This is a genomic window from Lentzea waywayandensis, assembly GCF_900115955.1.
Lineage (GTDB): Bacteria > Actinomycetota > Actinomycetes > Mycobacteriales > Pseudonocardiaceae > Lentzea > Lentzea waywayandensis.
On sequence record NZ_FOYL01000003.1, the window covers coordinates 276681 to 293898 of the forward strand.

19 protein-coding genes are annotated in these 17218 nt (G+C 70.6%); 13 read left to right on the top strand and 6 right to left on the bottom strand.

The features are described from left to right. Positions 1 to 30 precede the first annotated feature (30 nt). From BM417_RS12025 to BM417_RS12035, 3 genes are read left to right on the top strand one after another with little or no spacing between them, the layout of a single operon-like run. On the top strand, positions 31 to 834 hold the full coding sequence (locus BM417_RS12025; RefSeq protein WP_093591757.1) for a biotin--[acetyl-CoA-carboxylase] ligase: 804 nt from the start codon (positions 31 to 33) through the stop codon (positions 832 to 834). Positions 835 to 847: 13 nt separating this feature from the next. Then, positions 848 to 1372, top strand: a complete 525-nt coding sequence (locus tag BM417_RS12030) for a PH domain-containing protein (RefSeq protein ID WP_093591759.1) — start codon at positions 848 to 850, stop codon at positions 1370 to 1372. Then, complete coding sequence (locus BM417_RS12035; RefSeq protein WP_093591762.1) at positions 1359 to 2288, top strand: hydroxymethylglutaryl-CoA lyase; 930 nt, start codon at positions 1359 to 1361, stop codon at positions 2286 to 2288. The genes BM417_RS12030 and BM417_RS12035 overlap by 14 nt, the downstream gene beginning before the upstream one ends. Positions 2289 to 2681: 393 nt before the next feature. Here BM417_RS12035 and BM417_RS12040 read toward each other — a convergent pair whose 3' ends face one another. After that, on the bottom strand, positions 2682 to 3119 hold the full coding sequence (locus tag BM417_RS12040; RefSeq protein ID WP_245821870.1) for a MaoC family dehydratase: 438 nt from the start codon (positions 3117 to 3119) through the stop codon (positions 2682 to 2684). Positions 3120 to 3215: 96 nt separating this feature from the next. Here BM417_RS12040 and BM417_RS12045 point away from each other — a divergent pair, with 96 nt between their 5' ends. The 4 genes from BM417_RS12045 to BM417_RS12060 are packed head-to-tail and all read left to right on the top strand — an operon-like array spanning position 3216 to position 6892. Further along, positions 3216 to 3701 (top strand): YbaB/EbfC family nucleoid-associated protein, encoded by a 486-nt coding sequence (locus tag BM417_RS12045; protein WP_093591765.1) that lies wholly within the window; start codon positions 3216 to 3218, stop codon positions 3699 to 3701. Next, positions 3698 to 4012, top strand: a complete 315-nt coding sequence (locus tag BM417_RS12050; RefSeq protein WP_093591768.1) for a WXG100 family type VII secretion target — start codon at positions 3698 to 3700, stop codon at positions 4010 to 4012. The genes BM417_RS12045 and BM417_RS12050 overlap by 4 nt, the downstream gene beginning before the upstream one ends. A gap of 1 nt (position 4013) precedes the next feature. Next, positions 4014 to 6641: a glycohydrolase toxin TNT-related protein gene (locus BM417_RS49840; RefSeq protein WP_093591771.1), complete on the top strand. Its 2628-nt coding sequence runs from the start codon at positions 4014 to 4016 to the stop codon at positions 6639 to 6641. After that, entirely contained in the window at positions 6638 to 6892 is a 255-nt protein-coding gene (locus BM417_RS12060; RefSeq protein WP_093591774.1) for a hypothetical protein, read from the top strand. The genes BM417_RS49840 and BM417_RS12060 overlap by 4 nt, the downstream gene beginning before the upstream one ends. Here BM417_RS12060 and hisN read toward each other — a convergent pair. Then, positions 6873 to 7652, bottom strand: a complete 780-nt coding sequence (gene hisN / locus BM417_RS12065; RefSeq protein ID WP_093591777.1) for a histidinol-phosphatase — start codon at positions 7650 to 7652, stop codon at positions 6873 to 6875. The two genes, BM417_RS12060 and hisN, sit on opposite strands and share 20 nt — an antisense overlap. Before the next feature lie 32 nt (positions 7653 to 7684). On the opposite strand from hisN, the gene BM417_RS12070 reads away from it, so the two are divergent. Together BM417_RS12070 and BM417_RS12075 are read left to right on the top strand one after the other, a co-directional pair. After that, on the top strand, positions 7685 to 8359 hold the full coding sequence (locus BM417_RS12070; RefSeq protein WP_093591780.1) for a response regulator transcription factor: 675 nt from the start codon (positions 7685 to 7687) through the stop codon (positions 8357 to 8359). Continuing rightward, positions 8359 to 9633, top strand: a complete 1275-nt coding sequence (locus BM417_RS12075) for an ATP-binding protein (protein ID WP_093591783.1) — start codon at positions 8359 to 8361, stop codon at positions 9631 to 9633. Before BM417_RS12070 ends, BM417_RS12075 begins: the two co-directional genes overlap by 1 nt. Position 9634: 1 nt before the next feature. On the opposite strand, the gene BM417_RS12080 is transcribed toward BM417_RS12075, so the two are convergent. The 3 genes from BM417_RS12080 to BM417_RS12090 form a co-directional block, all read right to left on the bottom strand. Continuing rightward, positions 9635 to 10168: a GtrA family protein gene (locus BM417_RS12080; RefSeq protein ID WP_093591786.1), complete on the bottom strand. Its 534-nt coding sequence runs from the start codon at positions 10166 to 10168 to the stop codon at positions 9635 to 9637. Beyond that, positions 10098 to 10697 (bottom strand): GtrA family protein, encoded by a 600-nt coding sequence (locus BM417_RS12085; protein WP_407656148.1) that lies wholly within the window; start codon positions 10695 to 10697, stop codon positions 10098 to 10100. Before BM417_RS12085 ends, BM417_RS12080 begins: the two co-directional genes overlap by 71 nt. Before the next feature lie 112 nt (positions 10698 to 10809). After that, entirely contained in the window at positions 10810 to 13047 is a 2238-nt protein-coding gene (locus BM417_RS12090; protein ID WP_177320394.1) for a sigma-70 family RNA polymerase sigma factor, read from the bottom strand. Between the two features lie 142 nt (positions 13048 to 13189). Here BM417_RS12090 and BM417_RS12095 point away from each other — a divergent pair, with 142 nt between their 5' ends. From BM417_RS12095 to BM417_RS12110, 4 genes are all read left to right on the top strand, one after another. Beyond that, positions 13190 to 13957, top strand: coding sequence for a GGDEF domain-containing protein (locus tag BM417_RS12095; RefSeq protein WP_245821871.1), 768 nt, complete (start codon positions 13190 to 13192; stop codon positions 13955 to 13957). Between the two features lie 113 nt (positions 13958 to 14070). Next, on the top strand, positions 14071 to 14451 hold the full coding sequence (locus tag BM417_RS12100; RefSeq protein WP_093591792.1) for a GntR family transcriptional regulator: 381 nt from the start codon (positions 14071 to 14073) through the stop codon (positions 14449 to 14451). Beyond that, on the top strand, positions 14448 to 15242 hold the full coding sequence (locus BM417_RS12105) for an ATP-binding cassette domain-containing protein (protein WP_093591795.1): 795 nt from the start codon (positions 14448 to 14450) through the stop codon (positions 15240 to 15242). The genes BM417_RS12100 and BM417_RS12105 overlap by 4 nt, the downstream gene beginning before the upstream one ends. Beyond that, positions 15239 to 16501, top strand: a complete 1263-nt coding sequence (locus BM417_RS12110; protein WP_093591798.1) for an ABC transporter permease — start codon at positions 15239 to 15241, stop codon at positions 16499 to 16501. The genes BM417_RS12105 and BM417_RS12110 overlap by 4 nt, the downstream gene beginning before the upstream one ends. Here BM417_RS12110 and BM417_RS12115 read toward each other — a convergent pair. Further along, the gene (locus BM417_RS12115; protein ID WP_093591801.1) at positions 16459 to 17217 is read right to left on the bottom strand and encodes an NAD-dependent epimerase/dehydratase family protein; all 759 of its coding nucleotides are present in this window, start codon (positions 17215 to 17217) and stop codon (positions 16459 to 16461) included. The two genes, BM417_RS12110 and BM417_RS12115, sit on opposite strands and share 43 nt — an antisense overlap. Between the last annotated feature and the right edge of the window lies 1 nt (position 17218).

The window sequence follows — 17218 nt, forward strand, 5'->3', positions numbered from 1 at the left end:
TACTCTCTTCCGTTCCCATAACCTGGCGCGATGACCACCGCACTCGACGCCGAAGAGCTGCGCTCCCGGCTTGTCGCACCCAACGGCCCGTACGCCGCTCTCGACGTCGTGGAGACCACCGCGTCCACGAACGCCGACCTGGCCGGTTCCGGTGCCGCTGACCGCACCGTGCTGATCGCGCTGGAGCAGAGCGCGGGGCAGGGCCGTCGCGGCCGCTCCTGGTCGTCGCCCGCGGGCGGGCTCTACCTGAGCGTGCTGTTCCGGCCCGCCGGCGTGCCCGCCGCGAAGCTGCCGTGGCTGAACCTGATCGCCGGACTGGCCTTGGTCCGTGTCGCCCAATCGGCTGGAGTCGAGGCGACGTTGAAGTGGCCGAACGACCTGCTGCTCGGCCCCGACGCGGGCAAGGGCGCGGGGATCCTGTCCGAGATCACCGCCGACGGCGCGGTCGTCGTCGGCATCGGCCTCAACGTGGCGAAGCTGCCCTCCGACGTCCAGCCCGCGCCCGGCGGCCTCGCGCCGGCGTCGCTGGAGGACCTGGGCGCTGCCGAACTGGATCGCGGCGAGCTCGCGTTCCGGCTGCTGGTCGAGCTTGCCGGCCTGGAAGGCGTGTGGCGCAAGAACGGCGGCGACGCGGTCGAGTCCGGCGTGCTGGAGGAGTACGAGGAGCACTCGTCGACCGTGGGCTCGCAGGTTCGGGTCGAACTTTCAGACGGTGTTCAGCTTCTCGGGGTGGCGCAGCGCATCGAGGCCGACGGCACGTTGGTCGTGCGCGGAGCCGATGGTGCTGACCACGGCGTGTCCGCTGGTGACGTGGTGCATTTGCGCCCGGCGTAGTTAGGGTTGGTCCATGGCCTACCCCGACGACCTGCTGAGTTCCGGCGAGCACGTCGTGATCCACAAGCACCCCCACTGGAAGATGCTGATCTTCCCGGTGTTCTGGCTGCTGGTGGTGGTCGCGCTCGGCACCTACCTGGCCGGGCTGGTCGGCGACCAGTCGTGGGCCACCATCGCGTGGATCGCGCTCGCCGTCGTCGGCGTCGTGCTGATCCTGTGGCTGACGCTGGCACCGGTGGTGCGCTGGCGGACGACGCACTTCATCATCACGTCGGACCGCGTGATGTACCGCGAGGGAGTGTTCAAGCGCACAGGCCTCGACATCCCTTTGGCTCGTGTGAACAGCGTCCGCTTCGAGCACAGTCTGATGGACAGGGTGCTCGGCTGCGGCACGCTGATCATCGAGTCGGCCTCGGACGAGCCGCTCGAGTTCGACGACATCCCGTCCGTGGAGAAGGTGCACACCATGCTGTACCGCGAGGTCAACGACAACCCGGAAGACGACTTCCACCCGGGAGTGGTCGATGGGCGCGCGTGAGGTCGGCCTGCCCGACGTCGTCGGCTCCGGGTCGCTGCCCTCGGCGGTGAAGATCTGGGAGGTCGGGGCTCGCGACGGGCTGCAGAACGAGTCGGTCGTCGTGCCGGTCGCGGTGAAGCTGGAGTTCCTGTCGCGGTTGGCCGACGCCGGACTGTCCGTTTTGGAGGCCACGTCCTTCGTGCACCCCAAGTGGGTGCCGCAGCTGGCCGACGCCGCCGAGTTGCTGGCCGGGCTGTCGCGGCGGGACGGGGTCGTCTACCCCGTGCTGGTGCCGAACGAGCGTGGCCTGGACCGTGCGCTGGAGGCCGGTGTCACGCACATCGCGATCTTCGCCTCGGCCACGGAGACGTTCGCTTCGCGGAACCTGAACCGGACGCTGGACTCGCAGTTCGAGATGTTCGCACCGACGGTCTCCCGTGCGCTGGCGGCCGGACTGGACGTGCGCGGGTACGTGTCGATGTGCTTCGGCGACCCCTGGGAGGGTCGCGTCGAACGGGCCCAGGTCGTGGCCGTCGGCGAGCGGCTGCTGGAGATGGGCTGCTCGCAGTTGTCGTTGGGCGACACCATCGGCGTGGCCACGCCAGGGCAGGTCGAGTCGTTGCTGGAGGGGTTCCGCGACGTTTCCCGTCTGGCCGTGCACTTCCACGACACGTACGGGCAGGCCCTGTCGAACACCCTCGCCGCTTTGCGTTGCGGGGTAACGACTGTGGACTCTTCCGCCGGCGGGTTGGGCGGGTGTCCCTATGCGGAGTCGGCTACCGGCAACCTCGCCACTGAGGATCTTGTTTGGATGCTTGACGGGTTGGGGGTTGAGACCGGGGTCGACCTGGACAAGCTGGTCGAGACCTCGGCTTGGATGGCGGAGCAGTTGGGGCGGCCGTCGCCGTCTCGTGTGGTGCGGGCGCTGACGAAGTAGCCCGTTTTTGGCGGGCGTGACCTTGCGGCTGCTTCCTGGGGCTCCGCCCCAGACCCCGCCAATCTGATCCAAAACCGGGGGCCTACGCCGTGCGCAGGTTGATGGCACGCCTGTTGCTTTGGGCGGAGGCGCGTTGCGTAGAGGGGCGCGTTGGTGGGGTGGTTTCGTCACGAGTCGCACCAAGAGCGGGCCACACATGAGTAGGGGTGTCAACTCGACGAAAAGCGTGTCGAGTTGACACCCCTACTCATGCGCAGCAAGAGCTATGGCACGACTCGTGACGAAACCACCCCACCCAGACCGCACGGTAAGGACGGCTCGCCTTCGGCATCGCGGCGATCATTGGCTTGCCGTGACCGTGCGCTCTGACGGCTCGCCTCCGGCATCGCGGTGTCAGCCGCGCGCGGTGAACATTCCCGTCGCGATGAACCGGTAGACCAGCTCGTCGCCGCGCCTCGCCGTCCCCTCGAACTCCACCAGGCCGAGCTCCGGGCGCTTCTTCGACAGCCGCGCGCTCAGGACCTCGGCAGCGAACGTCAGCGTGTCGCCGGGGTAGACCGGGGCCGGCCACGAGAGTTCGCGGCCGCCCGGCGAGCCCTGGGAGGTGGAGTCGGCGAGGACCTCGTCCACCCAGCTGCGCATCCAGAGCGAGGCCGTGTACCAGCCGGAGGCGGACAAACCGCCGAAAATCGAGTTCTTGCCCGCTTCCTCGTCCAGGTGGAACGGTTGCGGGTCGAACTTCTTCGCGAAGTCCAGCATGTCGTCCCGGTCGACGGTTACCTCGCCAAGCGGGATGATGCGGCCTGCGGGCAGATCCTCGAAGGCGATCACGTCGTTGATTCTAGTAACTGAATCCGCTGGGAACCGATCTATGGGCGACGGCGTCCTAGAGCCCGAGCCCAGGGCTATGCGTGTGAGGGGGACTCGGTGGACGACCACCGTGCGCAGGTCGAGGAGCTGCTGGCCGACTATCGGCGCAGCCGCGAGCAACTGGCGTCGGTCCAGCGTGAGCTGGCTGCTGTGTCCGGAACGGCCTCCAGTCCTGACGGGACGGTCGAGGCGACCGTGGGTCCCGGAGGCAAACTCGTGGGGCTCGAGCTCTCCGAGCTGGCCTATCGCAGGCATCGGCCCGAGCAACTGGCCGAGTTGATCGTCCGGACCGTCGCCGCGGCCGCGGCCAGTGCGGCCGAGGACACCTATCAGGCGTTGAGCGCGGTGTTGCCGACCGCCGCGGATCCTGCCGCGGTGGTCGCCGGTACCGCCGACCTGCAGCCGTCGGAGTACGAGTCCGACGAGTACGAGACCGTGGATCTGGGGCGGCAGCCCGTTCGCCGTCGTGCCGACGACGACGAGGACAACGAGCAACGGGAGAGCTGGCTCGACTCCGAGCTCATCAACAGGAGGGTCCGATGACCGGGTACTCGGCCGACCTCGAGCGGTTGGACGCCGGAGCGCGCGACATGAAGGGGTTCGCCGGGCAGGCGACCGAGATCGCGGGGACGCTCGACAGGGCGTTGGCCGCGTTCGGTGCCTGTTGGGGGGACGACGCGGTCGGGCGCAGTTTCGCCGCTTCGCACGAGAAGCCTTCCGGGGACGCGTCGGGTGCGTTGTCCGGACTCTCGACGGCGTTGGGGGACGTGAGCGACAAGCTCGCCGCGACGGCCGAGACGTATCGGCACGTCGAGCAGAGCAACGCGTCCTCGATGAGAAGGTTGGACGGCTGACATGGGCATCGAGCTTCCCGCCGAACTCGCCGCGGTCGCCGCCAAGGCCGGTGTCTCCTGGCCCAAGGCCGACGAGGACGCCATGCGTTCCAGCGCCACCGCGTGGCGCGAGGCGGGCGACAAGATCAAGAGCCTCGGAACCTCCTCCGACGGTGCCGCCAACCGTGCCCTGGGCGGCATGTCCGGCGGTACCGGTGACGCCGCGCGTGGCCGTTGGGCCAAGGTCGTGGCGCCGGACGGCGACTTCCAGCGCGCTGCCCGCGGGTGTCACGCCGCCGCCGACCGCCTCGACCACGCCGCCAAGCAGGTCGGTGCCGCGAAGGTCGAGATCGTCCGCGAGCTCGTGACGCTCGCCAAGAACAACGACGCCGCGACGGCCTCGGCCAACGCCGGCAACCCCAACGCGCTGCTCGGCCTCGACACCCTGACCAAGGGCGCCGCGGCCAACGTCGCGAACCTCCAGAACACGCTGAGCTCCGCCATCCGGCTGGACAGCGGCATCGACATGAGCCAGGGCTCGCAGCCCGTCAACACCGCCCCCGGCGCCCACGGGCCCGGCGGTGGCGGTGGCCTGCTGTCGCCCGTCACGAACATCGTCGGTGGCGTGGTGGCCCCGGTGGCGGGCGTCGTCGCCCCCATCGTCGAGCCCGTCGCCGCCGTGGTCGCTCCGGTGACCGAAGCCGTGGCCCCGGTCGTCGGCGCGGTGACCGCTCCGGTTGCGCCCGTTGTCGGTGCCGTGACGGCGCCGGTCGCGCCCGTCGTCGGTGCGGTGACCGACGCGGCCGCGCCGATCCTCGACGCCGCCGCTCCCGTCACCGCGCCCGCCGCTGCCGTGGTGCACCCGGTGCTCGACGCGGTGCCCGGTAGCCGTGACGCCGTCGGGCCGGTGTTCGACGGCAACGGAAATGGCAACGGCAACGGTGACGGGCCCCGTGGTGAGAGCCCCGGCCGGGGCGAAGGCAAGGGACTGCTTCCCGGCGTCGTGGCCGACGTGGGTCATGCGGCCGGCCCGGTCGTCGCGCCCGTCGCGCATGCCGTGGCGGACGTGATTCCGAGTGTTCACGGCAGCCTCGGCCCGATCGCCGACGGCACGACCCAGGCGTCCGGCGCCGTGCTCGACCCGACGTTGGTCCGCGGCTCCGACGTGCACGGCCCGGTTTCCTCCGCTCCCCAGGCCGCGGCACCCGCTGCCGCCGCCCCAGCCGCTCCCGCGGGTCCGGCGATGGGCGCCGCTCCGGCCGGTGGTCCGATGGGCGGCCCGATCGGTGGCGCCGTGGGTGCTGTCGGTGGTGCCGTGGGTGGCGCTGTCGGTGGTGTTCCGGCGGCGGCCTCCCCGGTCGGTGCCGTCGCGGGTCAGCAGGGTGCGCAGGCTCCTGCCCAGCAGGGACAGGCAGGTCAGCAGGCCGCGCAGCAGGCCGCCAAGTCCGCCGACGCCAAGGCGGCGGACGCGAGGGCCGCCGAGCTCAAGTCCGGTGAGGCCAAGGTCGGCGAGGCCAAGTCGGGTGCTCCGCAGGGCGCCGCTGCCAAGACCGGTGTGCCGGCCGCGGCCCAGGCGCTGAGCGGCCAGTTCGGCAACCAGCCCGGCCAGGCCCAGAACCAGATCGGCAACCAGGGACCGAGCCAGGGACCTGCCCAGGGCCAGTCCGGCAGCCAGGCGTCCACCCAGACCTCCGCGGTCACCAAGGACGCCCTGCTCAAGGACCAGGCGGCCAAGGACGCGCTGTTCCACGACCAGGAGTCCGTCGACTTCGATCCCGACACGGGCTTCGGCCCGCAGAAGGTCGGCGACACCATCGCCACCCCGGCTGCTCCGGGCGCGGACGTCGACCTCGGGGCTCCGGGAACCGGCACCGGGTCCCGCGAGACCGTCACCTCGGCACCGCTGGCGACCGTCGACACCGGCGGCCACCCGACCTCGCACGCCCTGAGCGACCGCCTCGAGAACCGGGACAACCAGGCCCTGGCCACCGGCGTCGCCGGCGAGATCATCGGCCACACCTACACCGCCGCGGCGGCCGGAAGCTGGTTCATGGCCGTCTTCCTGAGCGCGGGCCGAGCACCGCGCCTGGCCCCGAAGCCTGCCCGTCAGCTCCCGCCACCTCCGCAGGTGGAGGAGCAGGTCGTCCCGAGGTTCTCCCCGGACGACCACCCGCAGCGGGTCGACACGTCCGCCCCGCGGCCGTCCACGCACTCCGGCGGCCTCGGCAAAGATCACCCGATCGTGCAGGAGCTGCTGAAGGGCCACGATCCGCTCGCGGGCATGCACGAACGCGACTGGGAAAGCCTGTTCCAGCACGAGGACGGCACCCCGCGCTGGCCGGTCGAACGCGAGGGCGGCTACGAGGACAGCCAGGCCGAGGTCCTCAAGGAAGGCGCCGAACTGGACAGGTTCGGCACCCCGGAAGGCCGCGTCCTGAGCGCGGCGGGCACCCCGTTCGCGCAGCGTTCCCTGCCACCTCAGGCAGCGGACGAGGGCTACCGCCGGTACCGCGTCACCAGGGACCTGCCCGTCCACCGCACGATCAGCGCGCCCTGGTTCGGCCAGCCCGGCGGGGCGAGCCGGTACCGCACCACCTACCCCGTCGCGGACCTCGTCGCGCTCGGCTACCTCACGGAGATCACCGCATGAACGTCGAGTCGCTGCCCGAGTGGCTGACCAGGATCGGCGTGCCGGACGACGTCGTCAGCCTCGGCGAGGAGACGGACCAGCGCTGGTGTCTCCTCGCCGACGAGACCGGGTACGAGGTGTTCTGGCAGGAGCAGGGCAACCGCTACGACTGGGCCCGGTTCGACGACGAGAGCGTGGCGTGCCACTACCTCTTCGGCCGGCTGGCCTGGGCCCAGGTCGCGCGCGGAAGTCTCACCGTTCCAACAGCTTGAGCGCCGCCTCGTGCAGGTGGCCGTTCGACGTCAGCACACTGCCGCCGTCGTAGCGCTCCTCACCGTCCAGTGAGGTGAAACGGCCACCCGCCTCGGTCACCAGGACCTGGAACGGGGCGATGTCCCACGGGTTCGCGACGCACTCGGGCGCGAGGTCGATCGCGCCCTCGGCCACCAGGCAGTGCTGGTAGAAGTCGCCGAACGCACGGCTCTCCCAGGTCGCGTCCACCAGACGCAGCCACGCCTCGCGAGAGTGATACTCGACCCACGACTTGATGTCCGTCGTGGAGACGTAGGCGTCCTCGAGAGAACGCACACCGGACACGGAGATCGCGCGCTCACCGGACGCGTCGGACGCGAACGCGCCTCCACCGGCGGCGGCCCACCAGCGGCGGCCCATGGCGGGCGCGGACACGACGCCCACGACCGGGACGCCGTCCTCGACCAGGGCGATCAGCGTCGCCCAGATCGGTACGCCGCGCAGGAAGTTCTTGGTGCCGTCGATCGGGTCGAGCACCCAGACGCGCGCGGCGTCCAGCGTGCCGCCGCGTTCCTCGCCCATGACGACGTCGTCGGGACGCTCGGAAGCCAGCACGGCACGGACCGCGTCCTCCACCGCGACGTCGGCGTCGGTGACGGGTGTGCGGTCCGGCTTGCGCTCCACGGCGAGGTCGTGAGCGCGGAATCGGGTCGCGGTGATCGCGTCGGCGGCGTCGGCGAGGCGGAGGGCGAGTTCGAGATCAGCATCGTGGCGTGACACGCGGCGATCGTTCCACGAATACGCTGGGCCCCGTGAGCGTGGTGTTGCTGGCCGAGGACGATCCGGCCATCGCGGAACCTCTCTCCCGCGCGTTGACGCGGGAGGGCTATTCGGTGCAGGTCGTGGGCGACGGGCCGAAGGCCTTCGAAGCCGCCATCGCCGGGGGTATCGACCTCCTGGTGCTGGACCTCGGCCTGCCTGGCATGGACGGGTTGGAGGTGTGCCGCCGGCTCAGGCAGAGCGGCAGAAGCGTGCCCGTGCTGATGCTCACCGCCCGAGCCGACGAGGTCGACTTCGTCGTCGGGCTCGACGCGGGTGCGGACGACTACGTCGCCAAGCCGTTCCGGCTGGCCGAGCTGATGGCCCGCATCCGGGCCCTGCTGCGCCGTCGCGCGCCGGGAACGCTGGAGGTCAACGGCGTCCGCGTCGACCTGGCCGCCCGCCGCGTCACGGTCGACGGCGGCGAGATCCAGCTGGCGAACAAGGAGTTCGAGCTGCTCAAGGTGCTGATCCAGCGCGCGGGGCAGGTCGTGAGCCGCGACGAGATCCTCTCCGAGGTCTGGAACGACCCGGACCTCAAGGGCAGCAAGACGCTCGACATGCACATGTCGTGGCTGCGCCGGAAGCTCAGCGACGGCACCCCGAACTCCGCCGAGAAGCGCATCGCGACCGTGCGGGGCCGCGGCTTCCGCTTCAACGCCGACTAGTGCGCCGCCGGATCCTGCGGGCGATCCTGCTCGCCGTCGCCGTCACGGGCTTCGTGCTCGGACTTCCGCTCGGCTACACCGCGCTCCAGCTCGTCGAGGACACCGCCCGCGGCAGTCTCACCGAACGAGCCCAGCAGATCGCGACGACGCTCGACGACCAGCTCGCCAAACAGCAGAGCATCGACATCGACGCCGTCCGGGTCGCCATACCGACCGACGGCCGCCTCACGGTCATCTCGGCAGGCGTCACCAAGGCCACGGGGCCCTCGCCGGGCGACGACCCGCTGGCCGTCGAACTGACGATCGCCCAGCAGGGCACCGTCCGCCTGGAGGTCCCCTCCGGACCGATGCACACGCAGCAGGCCCAGGTCACGGGCCTGGTGCTGCTCCTGCTGGCGCTTTCGGTGGGCACCGGCACCGTCGTGGCCCTGGTGACGGCGCAAACGCTTGCCCGTCCGCTGGGTCACGTCGCCGCCCGCGCATCCCGCCTCGGTGCGGGCGACTTCCGCGCCGACGAACAGCGCTACAACATCGAGGAACTCGACGCCGTCTCCGAAGCCCTCGACACCTCCGCCACGGCACTGGCCCGCCTGGTCCAGCGCGAACGCGAGCTGGTCGGCGACGTCTCCCACCAGCTCCGCAGCCGTCTCACGGCCCTTCAGCTACGGCTGGAAGCCCTGGCCGAGCACCCGGAACCCGACACGGCCGCCGAGGCCCGCGCGGCCCTGGAACAGGCCGAACGCCTCGCCGCGGTGCTGGACGAACTCCTCGCCGCCGCCCGCGCGGCCAGAGCCGTCGGCGCCGAACCGCTGGAGCTGCGGCCCGCCCTGAACCTGATCGCCGAGGAGTGGCGGGAGCAGGTCAAGAGCCAGGGCAGGGCGTTGCGCGTGCGCGTCCCGGACGGTCTGCTGGCCCGCGCGACCCCGGCTCGCCTGCGCGAGGCCATCGGGGTGCTTCTGGACAACGCCCTGCGCCACGGCGAAGGGTCCGTCGTCGTCACCGCGCGCAGCGAAGAGGGCACGGTCGTGGTCGAGGTCAGCGACGGCGGAGCGGGCGTGCCGGACGACCTCGCGGCGCACATCTTCGAGCGCGGCGTCTCCGGTGGCGGTTCGACCGGTGTGGGGCTGGCGCTCGCACGGGCGCTGGTCGACGCGGACGGCGGCCGGTTGGAGCTGTCCACGGCGCGGCCGGCGACGTTCGCCGTGTTCCTGCCGGTGCCGAAGGCTCAGGACGTGGTGGGCATCTCGTGGAAGACGCCGAGCACTCCGCGCTGACTCAGGAGTGGCCGAGTTCCTTCTCTTCCTCGATCGAGCGCCCGTTGCGGGCGTTCTCCTCGGGGAAGACCCAGTTCTTGTAGCCGTACCAGCGGAAGGCCATCGCGATGAGCGTGCCGATGATCTGCGCGCTCAGGAAGTCCGAGATCTCCTCGGTGAGTCGCGACACGTTCGGCTCCTGCAGGTGGAACGCGTACCGCGCGATGTACAGCGGCGCCGAGTTCAGCACGATGCCGATGCCGTTGACCAGGAAGAACAGCAGTGCCTCGTGGTGACGCTCGCGGCCGCCGCGGGTGCGGAACGACCACTCCCTGTTCAGGATGTACGACACGATCGTGGCGACCAGGGTCGCGATGATCTTCGCGGTCACCGGGTTGTTCGGCAGGACGACCGTCTTGATCCCGAAGAACAGGACGGTGTCGATCACGAAGCAGGTGCCCCCGACCAGGGCGAACTTGACTAGTTCACGATGCTTCAGCGCGATCGACCGGATCGGTTCCGGAAACCGCGAGACCACTGTTTCGGCTAGGGACACGCGACGAGTCTACGGAGATCGGGTGAACGCGCCGGTCCGGCCGCGCGTCGGCGTCCGGGAACACCCAGCGCCGCATGGCCCAGAACTTGAAGCCGGTGGCGAGCAGCATGCCGATGATCGAGCCCGAGACGAAGTCCGCGATCTCCTCGGTGAACACCGAGACGAACGGGGCCTGGAGGCCGAACAGGTGCCGCGACAGCCACAGCGGCAGGATGTTGATCCCCACGCCCAGGCCGCTGACCAGGAAGAACAGGGCGGCTTCGTGGTGGCGCTCGCGGCCGCCGCGGGTGTGGAACGACCACTCGCGGGACAGCACGTACGAGGCGATGATCGCCACCAGCACGCCGATGACCTTCGCCGTGACGACCTTGTCGGTCAGCACGGTGAGCTTGAGCGCGTACCAGACGCCGTTGTCGATCAGGAACGTCGTGCCGCCGACCAGGGCGAATCTGATCACTTCGCGGTGCTTGTGCAGCAGGAACTGGAGTGGTTCTGGCAACCGGCTCATGGCACGGCGAACGACTGGCAGCACCTGATCAGCTTACGGATCAAGGTAACGGCCACTGCCTCCGGGTGTTACCTTCTGCCACTCAGAGGCACGTGACCTGCACGTTCAGTGACGAGCAAAGATCAACTTTTGATCAACTTCGCGGCGCGGGACACGGTCGCCCGAGCAGGTCGGGGATCAGCGGCGGCAGCAGTCCCGGCCACGGGTCGCACGGCTCCGAGGTCGGCGGTGGCGTGGTCGTCGACGGCGGTGGTGGCGTCTCGGACGGATCCGGCAGCGTCGGCACGGTCGTCGACGGCGGGATCACCGTCGGCTCGGTCGGCTTCGTGGGGACCGTCGGTTCCGTCGGCTTGGTCGGCGAGGGCTCGGTCGGCCGCGTCGGGTCGGTCGGCTTCGTGGGCTGCGTGGTCGTGGTCGTCGGAGGAGCCGTCGTCGTGGTCGTCGGCGGGTTCGGCGGTTCCTCGCCCGGCGGGTCCGGCCAGGCCCTGACCGGCACGGTCACGGACTTCGTCGCGTTGCCCAGCGTGGCCGTGACGGTGATGTTGCCGCCGCGGTGCCCGAACGCCCAGAGGGACATCCGGTACCTGCCGCCCTTGTCCAGGTCGGTGACGCAGTGGATCGTCGTCTTGCCGGCCGACGTGCACTCGCGGTACGGCGTGTAGAGCACGAGGTTCTCCGACGTCGACACGTCCAGCTTCAACGTGCCCGCGCGCGGGCCCGTGTTGCGCACCTCGACGTCCGCGCGCGGGTCCCAGAACGCCTCGTCCTGCCACGTCTTCACGGAGAGCTCGAGGTCGTCGTTCACCGGCGGCACGTTGACCGCGACGCTGACGTTGACCGAGATCGACGCGCCCGCGCTGATGACGCCGGTGATCGTGCCGGGCACCGCGGTGTCGGTCGCCCGCAGCAGGAAGTGGAACGTCGCCTGCCCGCCGGGCGCGATGCCCTGCGGCGTGACGCACGTGATCGTGCCGGTGCCCGCGGGACAGTTCACGGTCTGGTCGGCCGAGCCGTCCGGCTGGAGCAGGCGCGCGGCGCCGAACGACGTGGGCCCACCGGTCGACACGACGCCAGGCGGCAGGTTCAGCACCATGCTCGCGGGTGGTGCCGCGGTGCCGCCGGTGTTCCGGATGGAGATCGGGAAGTCCTTGGGCTCCTCGCCGGGCGTCAGCGTGTACCCGCTCGGCGTCGTCGGCGTGAGCGACGGCGGCGTGGGAGCGGGCGGCTCAGGCGCAGGGGGCTCGGACGGTGCCGGTGCCGGTGCCGGTGGCGCCGGCGGAGTCACCGAGGGCGGCGGCTCCGTCGTGGGAGGCGGAGGCGGAGGCTGGGTCGTGGGAGCAGGCGGAACGGGTGCCGGCGGCACCGGCCGCGGAGGCTGGACCTGCGTCTGCGAGGGCGGCGGTTCGACGGCCTGGACCGCGGGCGCCTGCTGCTCGCCACCGGCAGCGGCCAGCGCGATCGCCACGGCCGCGGCCACGGCGGCGGCGGAGCCACCGACCGTGACGAGCTGACGGGGGATCGCGGCACCCACGGCGCCCGCGCCACCCGCGGCCGCTCCGGCACCCACGACGGCCGTCGTGGTGCCGGCTGCCACCAGGTACGTCGTGGCGCCGATGCCCAGCACCAGCGGGGCGACGAAGATCCGCAGCGCGCCGTTGACGTCCGCGAGCTCTGCGGCCAGCGCCCGGCACCGGCCGCACTCGTCGAGGTGCGCCTCGACCTGGGTCGCCTCGCGCTTGGACAGGCCCGCGCGGGTCCAGGCGCCGAGCCGGTCGACGGTCGCCCGGCAGCGCTCCGCCTCCGTGTCGGTCAGGTGCATCTGGAGGTACTGCTGCTTGAGGCCCTCACGGGCGCGGTAGGCGAGCGCGGAGACGCCGTTGGCCGTCAGCCCGAGCAGCGGGGCGACCTCGGCGGGCGACTGGCCCTCGATCTCGGTGTGCCAGAGCACCATCTGCCAGCGCTCGGGCAGCGCGGCGAACGCGCGGGCGGCCATCGACTTCTCGAGCCCGGCCACCGCGGTGTCGCTGAACTGCACCGCCGGCGCGACGTCGGTCATGTCCTCGGTGAGGTCGACCTTCTTGTCGCGGCGCGTCTTGTCGTAGGCGGTGTGCCGCAGCGCCGTGAGCAGGTACGCGCGGAACGCCGAGTCGGGTCCGCGCCCTGCACGGAGCGTGTCCAGCACCTTCGCGAACGCCTCGGAGACGAGGTCGTCGGCCTCGGCCTGGGAACGGGCCAACTGGCGGGCGAGGTTGTAGGCCGCCGAGACGTGGCGTTCGTACAACTGGCCGTAGGCGTCGATGGTCCCGCCACGCACTGACTCGATCAGTTCCGCGTCGCTGGGTCCCTGGACGTCTGCAGGAACGATTGCCACAGTCTTCGTTTCCCTCCCTCGCGGCGCTCAGTGTGACTTACGGCGCCGGACAGAGTCATCTCAATCCCCCGCGCGGGTTGCGTCACGAATCAGCGACGGCTGCGTCTCCCACCTGGAATCGGGTGAGCTGAAAGGAGACCGGGTGGGTGTCGCACAAGCGGAACGCCTGCTGAAGTCGAGGTGGCGGACCGCCACCATGGCTGCCGGCTGGGCGTTCCCCGCAGACTGGCCGCTCGCCGAGGTCGACGACGTGTGCGCGGCGATGCTGGAGAACACCGACCCCGGCGACGCGCTGGTCCGGCTGGGCCGGGCTCGTGCCGAGGCGGGAGCGGGCCTGAGCGAGACGCTGATGGACCTGGCCGCGCTGCACGCCGTGCTGACGGCCGTGTCGCACGTCGTGTCGCCGGACGTCGACTCGCTCCCCGCGCGGATGTTGCGCATGACAGCGCTGGGATGGGCGGACGTGGTGACGAAGCAGGCCGGCGACAGCGCGGCCGAAGATCCCTTGACCGGGCTGGCGACCGCCGCCTACCTGCGCACGAGGCTCGGGGAGGTGTACCGGGAGACACCCGTCGCGACTCTCGACTACGCGCTGGTGATGCTGCGCCTCGACGTGCATCGGGCTTCGGGTTGGTCCCGCGTGGTCGCGATGACGCTGGCGTCCGACGCGTTGCGCACTGTCTTCGACGGTGGCGAGACGTTGGCAACCCTCGGGCCGTGCGTGGCCGCGGTGCTGGTTCGTCGTGACGAACTGCTGGCGCGCAGAGTGTCGAACCTCAGAGTCCTGGCGGCCGACCGGCTCGCCGACGACCCGCACGTCCGGCCGGTCGGACCCGCCAAGGTCTGGGTCGAGCAGTTGCCGGACACGCACGCCGAGGCGCGTGCGCTCCTCACCTCGCTTGGGCGCTGAACCCCCTGTCCCGCGCCCACGGGTTCTCCCCGTGTCCCCACCGGGGGTGGCTTCCCAACGCTCCGAGAAGTGTTCTATTGTGCTAGTTCACTAGAACAATCTGGGGAGCGTGCGTGGTCGAGTTCCACGTTGACCGCGGCAGCGGTCTTCCCGCCTACCTGCAACTCGGCAGGCAGGTCAGGGAGGCCCTGAGGCTCGGCTGGTTGCAGCCGGGCGATCGGCTGCCGACGGTCCGCGACGTCGTCGCCACGAGCGGCGTGAACGCGAACACCGTGCTCAAGGCCTACCGCGAGCTCGAGCTCGCCGGCCTCGTCGAAGCCCGTCAGGGCTCCGGCACCTTCGTCAAGGCCTCCTTGGGGTCCGCCGCCCCCGAGGACCTGGACCCGTTGCGCGCCAAGCTCGCCACATGGGTCGCGGGGGCACGCTCCGCCGGGTTGGAGGACGAGGACATCTACGCGCTGTTGCGCGAAGTGCTGAGTGGGGGAGCGCAATGAGCGTGGTTGCGGCCGGATTGTCGAAGTGGGCGGTGCGGAACGTCTCCTTCGAGCTACCGCCGGGCAGCGTCACGGCGATGGTGGGAGCCAACGGCTCCGGCAAGTCGACGCTGCTCAACGTGCTGGCAGGGCACCTACCGCCGGAGACGGGGCACGCGTCGATCGCGGGCCGCGTGGCGTACGTGCCGCAGCACAAGCCGATGTACAAGTCGTTCAAGGTCGCGGACGTGCTTCAGTTCGGCCGCCGCATGAACGACGTCTGGGACAACGATCGTGCCGACGAGTGGCTCACCCGGTTCAAGGTGCCGCGCAGGCTCCAGATCGGTGACCTGTCCGGCGGCCAGCGCACGCACGTGACGCTCGCGCTGGCACTGGGATCCCGCCCGGACGTCCTGCTGCTGGACGAGCCACTGTCCGAATTGGACCCTCTCGCGCGCCACAGGGTCATGCGGGAGTTGCTGACCGAGGTCAACGACAACGGCATGACGCTGGTCTTCTCCACGCACGTCGTCGCCGAGATCGGTGGCGTGGCCGACCGGTTGCTGCTGCTGTCGGGCGGACGGCTGCTGGTGAACGGCGACACGGACGAGTTGCTGGAAGAGCACGTTCTCTACACCGGCCCGCATGCCTCGAAATCACCCGTGGAGGGACCTGTGGTGCTCGCGAAGCACGGCAAGTCGCAGTCGTCGTACCTGGTGCGCTCCGGCGGCGCGCGCATCGACGAACCGTGGACCGCGCGGTACGTGACGCTGGAAGAGCTGGTCGTGGCACACCTGGAGCGTGCGGCGTGAAACTCGGCTCACTCGTCTGGCTGACCTGGCGTCAGCACCGCTGGTCCATCGGCGGCGTCGCCGCACTCGCCTTGCTGGCCGTGTACGGCCTGATCTCGACGGAGACGATCGAGAACGGGTCCTCGATGCCGATCGGCGGCTTCTACGCCCTCATGGTGCAGCTCGGGTTCGGCGGCGTGATCGGTATGTTCTGGGGCGCGCCGCTCATCGCCCGTGAGCTGGAGGAACGCACCTACTTCGTGGCCTGGGGCCAGGACGTGACACCCGTGCAGTGGTTGCGCGGCAAGCTGCTCGTGTTCGGCGTCCTGGCCGTCCTGCTGGGCGCGCTCGTCGGATCCGGCGACGGCTACGTCGGCACCAGGAGGTCGTGGTCCTCGTTCGAGGCCAACCCGCTCGTGCAGGCCGGCTACGCCGTCCTCGGGCTCGCGATCGGTGTGCTCCTCGGCCTGCTGACCAGGCACGTGATGACGGCGATCGCGGGCACCCTGGTGTTCTACACGCTCACGCGCGTCCTTGTGTCCGTGGCGGCGCGCGACTACTACCTCCCGCCGGAACGCGTGATCGTGCGCTGGGAGAACACCCCCGTCGTGCCGGAGCGCGGGCTGGAACTGGGCAACGGCTTCATCGGCCCCGACCTCGAACCGGTGCGCGTGCTGGACAAGTGCATGCAGGGGATCAACGTGAACACCTGCATGCGCAACGAGAGGGCCGCCATCGGCACGTACGTCGAATACCAGCCGATCGAGCGGCTCGCGACGTTCCAGATCATCGAGTTCGTCGTGTGCGCGCTGCTGGCCGCCGCGCTGTTCGCGCTGGTGTTCCGGTTGATGCGGCACGGCGGCGGGTGGAAGCCTTCCCGCTCGCACCGCCGCATCGGGCAGCCGTCGCAGGTCGCCGCTCCGGCGCCGGCCGCGGTCCTGGTCGGGGCGGCGGCCGTGTCCGCCTCCTCGCCCGCGTTCGGTCCGGCGCCTGAGTTCGAGCCCGAGCCTGAGTTCGAGGCGGAGCCCGAGTCCGAGCCCGAGCCCGAGTCCGAGCCCGAGTCCGAGCCTGAGGTCGAGGCGGAGCAGGAGTCCCCGTCCGCGTCCGAGCAGGAGCCCGCGTCCGAACCCGAACCCGCGTCCGAACTCGAACCCGCGTCCGAACCCGAACCGGAGCCCGAGCCCGTCGCGAGCGAGTCCTCCGAGTCCGTCCTCAAACCCGAGTCCGCGCCGGATGATCAGAGCCCGCCGGACACCGCCGCCACCCAGGCGGAGGGGTAGCGCGGGCGGAAGCCGAGCACCCGCTGGGCCTGGTTCGTCGACACGATCCCGTGCCACGGGTCGAAGTCCTGCTGGACGGCCTCACTGGGGGTGAGGCCGTTCAGCAGGTGCAGTTCGACGGCCGTGATCGGGCTGTCGTCGGCGATGTTGAAGATCCCGCTCCCACCGGCGTCGAGGGCCTTGAGGACCGCCTGCGCCACGTCTTCGTGGTGCACCAGGTGAAGTCGCTGATGCCCCGGCCACGTCGCCGCCCAGCGCAGCGACTCTTCGAGGTGCGGGTCGCCCTCGCCGTAGACGAAGGCGAGGCGGAGGATCGTGGCTTCTCTCGTGTCGAGCACGGCCTGTTCGCCGAGAGCCTTGGTGCGGGGGTAGTCGCCGAACTCCTCGGCGGGGTCCGCGGGGTCGGTCTCGGTCGCGGGACGGCCCAGTCCCTTCGGGTACACGAGGTTCGTGCTGATGTGGATGAACCGCGGCACCTTCTTGCTCAGCTCGGCGAGTTTCCGCGTGCCGTGGACGTTCACGCCTTCGAAGTCGGTGCTCGTGCGAAGGGCGGCAGCCACGTGCACCACGGCGTCCACGCCGTCCACCAGTTCCTCCACCGCCTTGGTGTCCTCGAGCCTCGCGGCCAGCGTGCGCACGTCGTGGTCCTGCTCCCGCAGCCGTGGGAGGAGCCTGCTGCCGACCCGTCCGGTCGACCCCGTCATCGCGATCTTCATG

What these genes read in the sequence shown, in the direction of transcription:
- BM417_RS12030 (WP_093591759.1), top strand. Translation starts at nt 848, where the DNA reads ATGGCCTACCCCGACGACCTGCTGAGTTCCGGCGAGCACGTCGTGATC.
- BM417_RS12115 (WP_093591801.1), bottom strand. Translation starts at nt 17,217, where the DNA reads ATGAAGATCGCGATGACGGGGTCGACCGGACGGGTCGGCAGCAGGCTC.
- BM417_RS49840 (WP_093591771.1), top strand. Translation starts at nt 4,014, where the DNA reads ATGGGCATCGAGCTTCCCGCCGAACTCGCCGCGGTCGCCGCCAAGGCC.
- BM417_RS12060 (WP_093591774.1), top strand. Translation starts at nt 6,638, where the DNA reads ATGAACGTCGAGTCGCTGCCCGAGTGGCTGACCAGGATCGGCGTGCCG.
- BM417_RS12105 (WP_093591795.1), top strand. Translation starts at nt 14,448, where the DNA reads ATGAGCGTGGTTGCGGCCGGATTGTCGAAGTGGGCGGTGCGGAACGTC.
- BM417_RS12035 (WP_093591762.1), top strand. Translation starts at nt 1,359, where the DNA reads ATGGGCGCGCGTGAGGTCGGCCTGCCCGACGTCGTCGGCTCCGGGTCG.
- BM417_RS12050 (WP_093591768.1), top strand. Translation starts at nt 3,698, where the DNA reads ATGACCGGGTACTCGGCCGACCTCGAGCGGTTGGACGCCGGAGCGCGC.
- BM417_RS12025 (WP_093591757.1), top strand. Translation starts at nt 31, where the DNA reads ATGACCACCGCACTCGACGCCGAAGAGCTGCGCTCCCGGCTTGTCGCA.